10 protein-coding genes are annotated in these 9,732 nt (G+C 56.3%); 9 read left to right on the top strand and 1 reads right to left on the bottom strand.

The genetic code is table 11. The features are described from left to right. Positions 1–42 precede the first annotated feature (42 nt). The 9 genes from AC19YQ_RS16930 (at position 43) to fapF (ending at position 8,063) form a co-directional block, all read left to right on the top strand. Positions 43–1,650 carry an ArnT family glycosyltransferase gene (locus AC19YQ_RS16930; protein WP_500595541.1) on the top strand — a complete coding sequence of 536 codons (1,608 nt, stop codon included), beginning with the start codon at positions 43–45 and terminating at the stop codon, positions 1,648–1,650. Positions 1,651–1,850: 200 nt separating this feature from the next. Beyond that, entirely contained in the window at positions 1,851–2,414 is a 564-nt protein-coding gene (gene pnuC / locus AC19YQ_RS16925; protein WP_500595540.1) for a nicotinamide riboside transporter PnuC, read from the top strand. Next, complete coding sequence (locus AC19YQ_RS16920) at positions 2,411–2,965, top strand: AAA family ATPase (protein WP_500595539.1); 555 nt, start codon at positions 2,411–2,413, stop codon at positions 2,963–2,965. Before pnuC ends, AC19YQ_RS16920 begins: the two co-directional genes overlap by 4 nt. A gap of 362 nt (positions 2,966–3,327) precedes the next feature. Further along, a complete protein-coding gene (gene fapA, locus AC19YQ_RS16915; protein ID WP_500595538.1) occupies positions 3,328–3,768 on the top strand; it encodes a functional amyloid chaperone FapA in 441 nt (146 codons plus the stop codon). A gap of 1 nt (position 3,769) precedes the next feature. Further along, positions 3,770–4,345: a fibril amyloid subunit FapB gene (gene fapB / locus AC19YQ_RS16910; RefSeq protein WP_500595537.1), complete on the top strand. Its 576-nt coding sequence runs from the start codon at positions 3,770–3,772 to the stop codon at positions 4,343–4,345. 69 nt (positions 4,346–4,414) lie between these two features. Next, positions 4,415–5,182: an amyloid-like fimbrin subunit FapC gene (gene fapC / locus AC19YQ_RS16905; protein ID WP_500595536.1), complete on the top strand. Its 768-nt coding sequence runs from the start codon at positions 4,415–4,417 to the stop codon at positions 5,180–5,182. A gap of 63 nt (positions 5,183–5,245) precedes the next feature. Next, complete coding sequence (gene fapD / locus AC19YQ_RS16900) at positions 5,246–5,935, top strand: fibril amyloid maturation endopeptidase FapD (RefSeq protein ID WP_500595535.1); 690 nt, start codon at positions 5,246–5,248, stop codon at positions 5,933–5,935. 45 nt (positions 5,936–5,980) lie between these two features. Continuing rightward, positions 5,981–6,721, top strand: a complete 741-nt coding sequence (gene fapE / locus AC19YQ_RS16895; RefSeq protein WP_219262243.1) for a fibril amyloid subunit FapE — start codon at positions 5,981–5,983, stop codon at positions 6,719–6,721. Between the two features lie 46 nt (positions 6,722–6,767). Next, entirely contained in the window at positions 6,768–8,063 is a 1,296-nt protein-coding gene (gene fapF, locus AC19YQ_RS16890) for a fibril amyloid transporter FapF (RefSeq protein WP_500595534.1), read from the top strand. Between the two features lie 49 nt (positions 8,064–8,112). On the opposite strand, the gene AC19YQ_RS16885 is transcribed toward fapF, so the two are convergent. Continuing rightward, positions 8,113–9,438 carry a sigma-54 dependent transcriptional regulator gene (locus tag AC19YQ_RS16885; protein WP_500595533.1) on the bottom strand — a complete coding sequence of 442 codons (1,326 nt, stop codon included), beginning with the start codon at positions 9,436–9,438 and terminating at the stop codon, positions 8,113–8,115. Between the last annotated feature and the right edge of the window lie 294 nt (positions 9,439–9,732).

Here is a 9,732-nt window from a genome sequence, read left to right as displayed (position 1 = left end):
GGCGTTTTTTTTGCGTGCTCCGAGGAGTCAAGGAGACTCGACATGCCTGCCGATTTCACCCCCACAGCCCTGCTCACCCAACGCAGGCAATCCCTGATACTGGGCGTGCTCGCATTCGTGCTGTTTATTCTGGGCAACCATCAAGAGGCGGCGATCGGTTTTGATTCGCGCTTTGTCATGTTTGCCAACGAAATGCTGCGCAACGGCCCCGGCTTTTTCCCGACGACCTATGGCCAGCCCTACGCCGACTACAGCGCAACCTCGACCGTGTTCACCTGGTTGCTGTCGCTGCCCTTTGGCAAAGTGACCAGCCTGACGGCGTGGCTGCCCACAGCCATCGCCAGCGCAACCCTGGTGACGTTGATGTATCGCCTGGTTGCACCGCGATCCACACTCTGGGCGTTGGTCAGCGTGGCCCTGTTGTTGCTGAGCATGACCTTCGTGACCGAAACCCGGGCCGTTTCCCTGGACCAGATGCTGGCAGCCGTCAGTTTCAGCGCGTTCTATCTGGCTTACGCCCACGACAACTTCGGGGCGCCAAGACGACATGTCTGGCTACTGGCTCTACTGGTACTGGGCTTTGCCATTCGCGGCCCGATCGGTCTGGTGATTCCCACCGGTATCCTGTGCAGTTACTACCTGCTTGGCGGCCAATGGCGACGCCTGATCAGTGTTGGGTTACAAGCGCTGGTGTTGTTGATCGCGTGCATTGGCACATTGCTGATGCTGGCCTGGCTCAGTGGTGGCGAGGCGTTTGTCCACGAAGTGATCCGCATGCAAGTCACCGGGCGCATGGACGGCACCGAAGGCGCAAGCAGCGTGCTGTATTACTTCACAAGCTCCGTGGGCAACTACGCCCTGGCTTACCCGCTGGCCGTGGTGGTGCTGGTGGCCATCCTGATTGCCGGGCGCAAACAGTCGGGACCGTCGCTGCAATTGGTCAAATACTGTGTGGCGGCCGCGTTGGTGGTCATGATCGGTCTGTCGATTCCTCAAGCGAAAAAAGCCCGCTACCTCCTGCCCATGCTGCCTATGGCCGCGATCATTGCGGCTTATCCGTTTCAAGTCATGAGCGGTCGGGTGTTTGGCGTTTTACGTGGCTTTATTCAAGGGTTGTTCTTGATCCTGCCGGGCTTGCTGATCATAGGCCTGATCGTTGCAGGCAAGCGTTTTGGCGAGCAGTTGCCGCCCTTGACCGCTACCTTCGTCATCCTGGCGGTTCTCCAGGTTCTGGCCCTGGGCCTGTTGTTCAAAGCCCGGTGGCGTACCCAAGGGTTGGCGGCGTGTGCCGTGCTGGCGCTGTGGAGCAGCTATATCACCGTCTTTGAACCGGCAGAGCGCACTCTGTATGACACGCGCACCTTTACCCTCAAAGCCCTGCAACTGATCGATCAGGCCCCGGCGCCCGTGGTGCTGCACGGCATGGGCAAAGACGCTAAGGCGATCAAGTTCATGGTCAACCTGGACCGGGATCTGCTGCCGCTTTTCACCCAGTCACCTGCAGAGCTGACAGCATTGCGCGCACCGGCCTGGATCGTTATGGACAGAAAGGACTATGAGGCCTTGCAGGGCAGCGAGCCGGGCAGCATTGCACCGTCACTGAGCGGGCGCTTCGACAAGAATGATTACGTGCTGCTGCATTTGCGTTGATCGCGACAGGCCGTTTTGCTCGCTCCCACAGGGTCGGCGCAATACCTTTGGGAGCTGGCTTGCCTGCGATGCAAACGCTGCGATCTGTCAGGTTGAACGCAGTGATGCCATCGCGAGCAAGCCCGCTCCCACCTATTAGCAGCTACAACACCCACAAATAGGTACAATTCCCGCCCTTCACTTTCTTCCAAGGAATCCCAATGTCAGGGCTTGAACTGTTTGCCGCCGCACTCGGCGTCATCGCCGTCTGGTTAACAGTCAAACAAAACCCCTGGTGCTGGCCCATCGGCCTGGTGATGGTGTTGCTGTACAGCTGGATTTTTTTCGAGATCAAACTGTATTCAGGCATGCTCCTGCAGGTGTTTTTTGCTGTGCTGCAAGTCTATGGCTGGTGGCAGTGGACCCGCGCAGGCTCGCAACATGAAGGCCGCGTGGTTTCTCGACTCAGTACCTTGCACGTGCTCTTCGGCCTCGCCCTGGGCGTCATAGGCAGTGCTGCTTTGGGTGCTGCAATGGCCCATTGGACGGACTCAAGCTTCCCATGGCCTGACGCCACGTTGACCGCTTTCAGTCTGGTCGCACAAGTGTGGATGGCGCAAAAACGCCTTCAATGCTGGGCCCTCTGGTGTGTGATCGACGTGCTCTATATCGGCTTTTTCGCCTGGCAGGATCTGTACCTCACGGCCGGCCTTTACGCGCTGTTTACCGTCATTGCCATTCAAGGCTGGCGTGACTGGCGCCGCGCCCCGGCGCTACGCACATGAAGGCGGTCGTACTGGCAGGGCCGGAATCGAGCGGTAAAAGTTGGCTGGCAGCGCTGCTCCAAGAGCGTTTTGGCGGCATTCTGGTGGGCGAATATGTCCGCTACTTTATCGAGCAAAACCCTCGCGACACCTGCCTGTCGGATATTCCACAGATCGCTCGCGGCCAGCTCGAATGGGAAGACCAGGCACGTGCCAAACGGCCCGAACTGCTGATTCTGGATACTCATCTGCTGAGTAACATCCTGTGGAGCCAGACGCTGTTCGACGACTGTCCGGACTGGCTGGAAACCGAGCTGCTAAAGCGCGAATACGATCTGCATCTGCTGTTGTCCCCTGACGATGTGGAATGGACCGCTGACGGCCAACGTTGCCAACCCTCACTGGTTGAACGCCAGGCGTTTTTCAGGGCCAGCCATCAATGGCTGACAGACCACCACCAACCCTTGCAAGTCATCACTGGCGATTGGCAGGCTCGACAACAACACGCCTGCGAGGCGGTCAATAAATTAATGAGCGTTCAGGAAACTTATTCAATAAGTATTAGTCAGTAAGTTATAGCCCCATAAAAAGTGCAATTCATTAACGGACAACTTAATGGATTCAGCACTTTTAATATGTCCGCTGCTGTTACATACAAACCCTCGCAACACCGCTAAAACACTGGCCTGCGCCATAAACTCGAATAGTGTAACGTTCATGAAACAGGCCCTGTCGGCCTCTAAAAATAGCGCCTGCCCAACAGATAAAGGCGCTGACCGGCTCGTGGTTATCTCGCGCTCGTTACACTTCGGCTTAACCAGAATTGCCATCACACTGCCAGCTATTGTTTTACAACGTTAATTCAAAAGCGGCACAGCTCATGCTCTTTCCTTATCACGCTGGCTAGGGCCAGCGTCGAAAAGGGAGCACAGTCATGGGGCACTTATATCGTGGTAACCGTTATCTGCTGATGGCTTGCAGCCTGAGCGCCTTGATGGGCGTGTGCAGCGCAGTACAGGCCGCAGGTAGTGGCGAGATAGTGCTTGTACGTACTGTCCAACCCCAGCCGGTGGGCACCCCCGCCATGCACCCCGATCCCGACCCTATTACCGCCAATGCCAGCCCTCTGGCACAAGTGATGGGCGGTACCCGCGAACTCAATGATGGCGATTTTGCCGGTGTCAGCACCGGTACCTCGATCAGGCACACCATGATGCCCAATGGCAACAGTCTGCCAGGGCTCAATACCAGCAACGGCCTGCCAGGCATGACCAACGGCCATGGCGGTGGGAGCGGCGGCACCATTTCCGACACCATCGGCAACAGCATCAGCCAGGGTATGCGTCCGCTCTCTATATTGAGCCAGGGGAAATAACATGACTGCCTACAGCCTGCCTGTGGTGATTGCCGCCCTGCTTGCCAGTTCAAGTGTGCTGGCGGCCTCTGACAACAACGCCGAGATCAACAATTCGGGTGCCAATTACCACGGCAACGTCACGATCAACCAGGCGGCGGGCGACCAGCAGCAACAAGTCAACATCCGCGCCATTGCCATCGGCACCGAGGCCAAAGCCTCAACGTCCGTTACCCAGAAAATCAATACCCCGGCCGACCCTTCGCTTAATGCCAAGGCAGTCATTGGCGGCAACTCTTTCAGTAATGGCAGCGGTGTGATCGGTATCAACCAGTCCGCCGGAGCCAACAACCAGATGGCCAATATCGTGCGAGTCGGCATCAGTGCCCAACCGCAAGGTATGGACGACAGCGCCCTGTCACAACAGAACGTGGCGCTGGTACCAAACTCGGGAGCCGCATCCCCCGCCAACGGCAGTCGCCAGGTCGTTACCAGCGATCAGGCCTTCACCGGCAGCCGAGGGGTGGTGCAGTTGAACCAGAGTGCAGGGGTGGGGAACCGCATGGCTAACACCCTGAATATACGGGTTGCTGACTGACCCGATAACAACGCAGTGCAATTAGAAAGTGCCAACACTTAACACACTAATGAAGCACGGAGAATCACCATGAAAACTTCAATCGCTCTGAAACCTCTTGCTTTCGCCATTGCCACTTTGGTGGCCGTATCAGCGCACGCATACGGCCCACCAGCTCCACCAGCCTATACACTGGACCCTAATGCAGCGGCGGCAGCTGTTGTGATTGACGTGCAAAACAGTCACAACAACAAAGTGACCAACAAAGCGATCAAAAACACCGCAACCGTCAAAGACTCGGTCAAAGGTGCTGAAGGCAACATGGGCGTCAACGCCGCCGCTGGCTCGGGCAACCAACAAGACAACGCCGTTGCGATCGCAACCGCTGACGAATCATTCGTGTTTGGTACTGCTGCGTCCCTGACCAGTGCAACCCAGACCAACAGCCATAACAACGACCACAACTACGGCACCCAAAACAACGCCCTGCTCAAAAGCTCGGGCAATGGCAGCTCAGGCAACGTGGGTATAAACGTGGCTGCGGGCGATTTCAACCAACAGAAAAACAACCTGGCCATCGCCGTATCCAATGGCCGCATCGCAGCAGCAGGCGCTACCGCCAACCAAACCTCCAATAATCTGTCGGTTATCAACGAGGCTGGTGCGTCTTACCTGAGCAATGTGAATACCTGGGGCCCAAGCTGGAGCCACAACAAAACCCCAGTCATCAACAATGCCACCATGGACCATTCGTTCAATGGCATGTCGGGTAATGGTGGTGCCAACATCGCGGCTGGTGTAGGCAACCAACAAAGCAACTCGCTGTCCATCGCTGCAGGTTGCAAAGTCTGCATGTAATAGCGACGGTAAAGGAGGGTCTCGTTTACGAGACCCTTTCTCTTCACACAAGGCGTATCAATCATGCGTATTGTCGCCCTCGCCCTCATGCTTGGCTTGACCGGGATCACCGGGATGACTCAAGCCGCACAAATGTCTGTCGCCGCCATGCCTGGCGGCAATCTGGTTTTCAAACAGGTACAGAGCATTCGTGAGCGGCGCTTCAAGGACATCGTCGAACAAAAGACCGACTTCAGTTGCGGCGCGGCAGCACTGGCCACCGTATTGCGCCAGGCCTACTGGCTGGACGTCGACGAAGACCAGATCATCAAAGGGATGCTGAAGAACGCAGATCAGGACCTGGTGCGCGTTCAGGGTTTTTCAATGCTCGACATGAAGCGCTACGTTGAAAGTATCGGCATGCGCGCCCGGGGTTACAGGATTCCGGCGCAAAGCCTGGAAAGTGTGAACATCCCCGTTGTAGTACTGCTGGATATCCGTGGCTACAAGCATTTTGTCGTCCTGCAACGCACCCAGAAAGACTGGGTTTACATCGGCGACCCTGTACTTGGTCACAAACGTTATTCCCATGACGATTTTATCAAAGGTTGGAATGGCATCGTGTTTGCCATCATCGGCCCCGGTTACGACAAAACCAACGCCCTACTGTCGCCCCCTGCTCCGCTGACAGCAAAAAACCAGCTGGACGGGTTCAGTCCGGTAAAAGATGCAGAGCTCATGGACTTTGGTTTTATTCAAAGCGACTTTTTTTAGGTGCGCCAAGCATGACTACGGAGCTGCGCGCTCCTGGAGCAGCACATGAAAACTCCAATCTGGCTGATTGCCGCCTGCCTGGCAGCCAGTCTGCCCGCCCAGGCCGCATCGACCTTTAAACCGGTCGAATTGAAAGACAATGAAATGTCCGAGTTGCGTGGACGTTATGTCATGCCCGGACGAATCATCAGTTTCGGCATCGTAATGAACAGTACCTGGACCAGCAGTAATGGCGGCGTAGTGGGTGCCAGCACCACCATGTATGTGCAAAACACCATTGAGCCCAAGTTCTATGTCTCCACTTACAGTTCTGCCGGTAATGGCCCCACCGGATCACCCGGTACCGGCTCGGTGACCGGGGGCGTGGGTTTAACCACGGGCCAAGGCGTGACCCAGAGCGTGCGGGCTGCGGGGGATTACAACAGCGCTTACAACAATGTCGACATCAATGTGACCGAGGCCAATCAGGCACCTGCGGTTAACCAGCAAGGCGTATTGCTGACCGCCAACAACCCGATTACCCAAACAGGCGGCGCAGGCAACTTGACCGTGTCTGCCGTAAACGGAGGCATCCAACTAGCGATCCAGGCTAACAACAATCAAGGCAATTCACTGCAACAAATAGCCCAAGGCGGCGTGTTGCAGAGCACAACACTGTTGGGGGGCGGCAACATGGTTAATAACATGACCCAACTGAATGTGGTGTTGCGCAATAACATGCCCAGTCCCGGTGCACTCGATTGCAATCTTAGTCAGCTAAAAGGACTACGCAATATGGGATATTGAACTACGCTCAGGTCCTACGACTTGGCTTATCTGGACGGCTTATTTCATGCACCGATCGTTTACCTTTCGCGCAGTTGTATGCATGAGCACTATGTTACCATCAGCACTGCTGTATGCAGCACCTGGTTCGGACGTAGAGCTACTAAAACAAGAATTACTGGAGCTACGCCAACGTTACGATCAGCAGCAAAAAGCCCTGGCCGTGCTTGAGCAGCGTGTTCGTCAAGTGGAAGACCAGCCCGCAACACCTGCTCCCCGTCGCCTGGCCAAATCCCCGGCCGACATGAAAGGCAACCAGACAGTTGCAGGCGCCAGTACCACAGGCGCAGCCGTTGCTGCAGGCGGCAGTTCCTACGGGACCGCCTTGAAGGATGACTCCGCACCGGCCCAGAGTGTGGTCAACCTGTACGACGAAGCCAGCGGTTTCTTCGGCGGTGGCAAGTTCAGTTTCGAAACAGGCGTTACCTATTCCCGTTATGACACCCGCCAACTGATCCTCAACGGCTTCCTGGCCCTGGACTCGATCTTTCTGGGCAACCTGAACCTGGACCGGATCAAGGCCGACAACTGGACGCTGGATCTGACCGGCCGCTACAACCTGGATAACCGCTGGCAGTTCGACGTCAACGTACCCGTGGTCTACCGTGAATCGACTTACCAGTCCGGTGGTGCCAACGGCGGTGATGCCCAGGCGACTTCCGAGCAAACCGTCACGCGTGACCCGACCATTGGAGACGTCAACTTCGGTGTCGCCTACAAGTTCCTCGATGAGTCGGCAAACACCCCGGATGCGGTGTTCAGCGTGCGGGTCAAGGCCCCTACGGGCAAGGATCCGTTCGGGATCAAGCTGGTTCAGTCGCCTGACAACACCAACGTATTCACCCCTGAAGACCTGCCGACCGGTAATGGTGTGTGGTCCATCAGCCCTGCCATCTCCCTGGTCAAGACCTTCGACCCGGCCGTACTGTTCGGCACCCTCTCCTACACCCACAACCTTGAAGAGTCGTTTGACGACATCAGCTCAACGCAAAATCTGAAGCAGCCTGGCAAGGTCAAACTGGGTGACAGCTTCCAGATTGGCGCGGGTGTGGCGTTCGCCCTCAACGAGAAGATGAGTATGTCGTTCTCTGTGTCTGACCTGATTCAGAAAAAGAGCAAGCTCAAGCAGGATGGCGGGGACTGGCAAACAGTCACCACCAGTGATGCCAACGCAGGCTACTTCAACGTCGGCATGACGGTTGCCGCCACCAACAACCTGACCATCGTGCCCAACCTGTCGATTGGCCTGACTGACGATGCGCCGGACTTCACCTTCAGCCTGAAATTCCCGTACTACTTCTAAGCCGCACAAAAAGGCCCGCCGCGTTCAAACGCGGCGGGCCTTCTGTTTTTCAGCGGATATTGTGCTTATGCAACAACCGGTAAAACGTAGGTCGCGACACCCCCAACACCCTAGCTGCCACACTCAGGTTATCGCTATGGCGGTGTAACACCTCGCACAGGGCCTGGCGTTCCGCGCGGTCCTTGTACTCTTCAAGTGTGCTCATCTCACCGACAAACAGCGGACTTGAGTCCAGCCCCAGGTCATGGGCCTCGATCTGGCGACCTTCAGCCAGTACCAATCCACGGCGCACACGGTTGGCAAGCTCGCGCACATTGCCGGGCCAGCCGTGATTGCCCATGGCAATCAATGCATCATCACTGAAACTGCGCGGCCGACGCCCCGTCTCCAGGCTGTAGTAACGGGCAAAGTGACTCGCCAACATGGCCAGATCACCATGACGTTCACGCAGTGGCGCTGTGATCACCTGCAATACATTCAACCGGTAGTACAAGTCTTCCCGAAAGCGCCCCCTCACAATGGCGGCTTCCAGATCGACGTGAGTGGCCGCAAGGACGCGCACGTCAACCGGGATCGGCTGACTGCCACCGACCCTCTCAATGTGTTTTTCCTGCAAGAAACGCAACAGATTGGCTTGCAGCTCCATCGGCAGATCGCCGATTTCATCCAGGAAAAGCGTGCCGCCATTGGCCGCCTCGATCCGTCCGATCTTGCGCTGATGAGCGCCCGTGAACGCCCCTTTCTCATGGCCGAAGAGTTCCGACTGGATCAAATGATCGGGAATGGATCCGCAGTTGATCGCGACAAAAGGTTTGCCATTACGCTGGGATTGCCGGTGCAGGGTACGCGCGACCAGCTCTTTACCGGTGCCGCTTTCACCCCGAATCAGGATGGGGGACTGGGTGGGGGCAAACTTGCTCAGGATTTTGCGCAGATCGCGCATGGATCGGCTGTCTCCGAGCAGCTCATCCTCCTGGGGCAAAGCGAGCGGTGAGGCCTGCCCCCGCAGGCAGGCCATGCCAAAAGCCCGACCGAGCGTGACCTGAACCCGCGAGACATCGAAGGGCAAGGTGTGAAAGTCAAAAAACCATTCACAGACAAAGTCCCCCACATTCTTCAGTTTAAGGACGTCGGGGGTCAGCACCGCAATCCACTCGGTGCCGCTGCGACTGATCATGTCTTTAACCGCTTCAGGACGCTCAAGGTGGGCCGGCTGAAGCCGGAACAGGCCAACATCACACGAACGGTCGACAACACTTGCCAGCGTACAACTGTCCACCGACCAGCCTATGGTTCGCAAACCAGGGAGTATTTCATGGCAATCTTCACAGGGATCAACGACCAGCAGACGTCGGGGAGATGACATCGTGAGCATGACTGTTCCTTGGCGCCAAAAAATTAAAAAATCAATAAAAACAGTCCTTTGTTCCATCCAAGCGTAACGTTAGCAAGCCTGTGGGAGCTTTCAGGATCTTTTCTTTATATCCCTAATAGCCAATTGAGCGGTGTGCACTCAATTGGATTATCAAAAGGGTGTTTGCGCACGCAAAAAATTGATTTGGATCAGTAGGGTAAAAAATCTTTTAAAAAAGTAGGAAAAGTGTGTGACCTGATGCCGGTCTGAGGTCATCAGTACAGTAAGCAACCGAACGGTACGCCCAGCCGACGG

It is taken from the genome of Pseudomonas sp. MF06569 (assembly GCF_059862735.1).
Note: the sequence above shows the minus strand (reverse complement) of the source record. Positions and strands in the feature narration are given on the sequence as shown.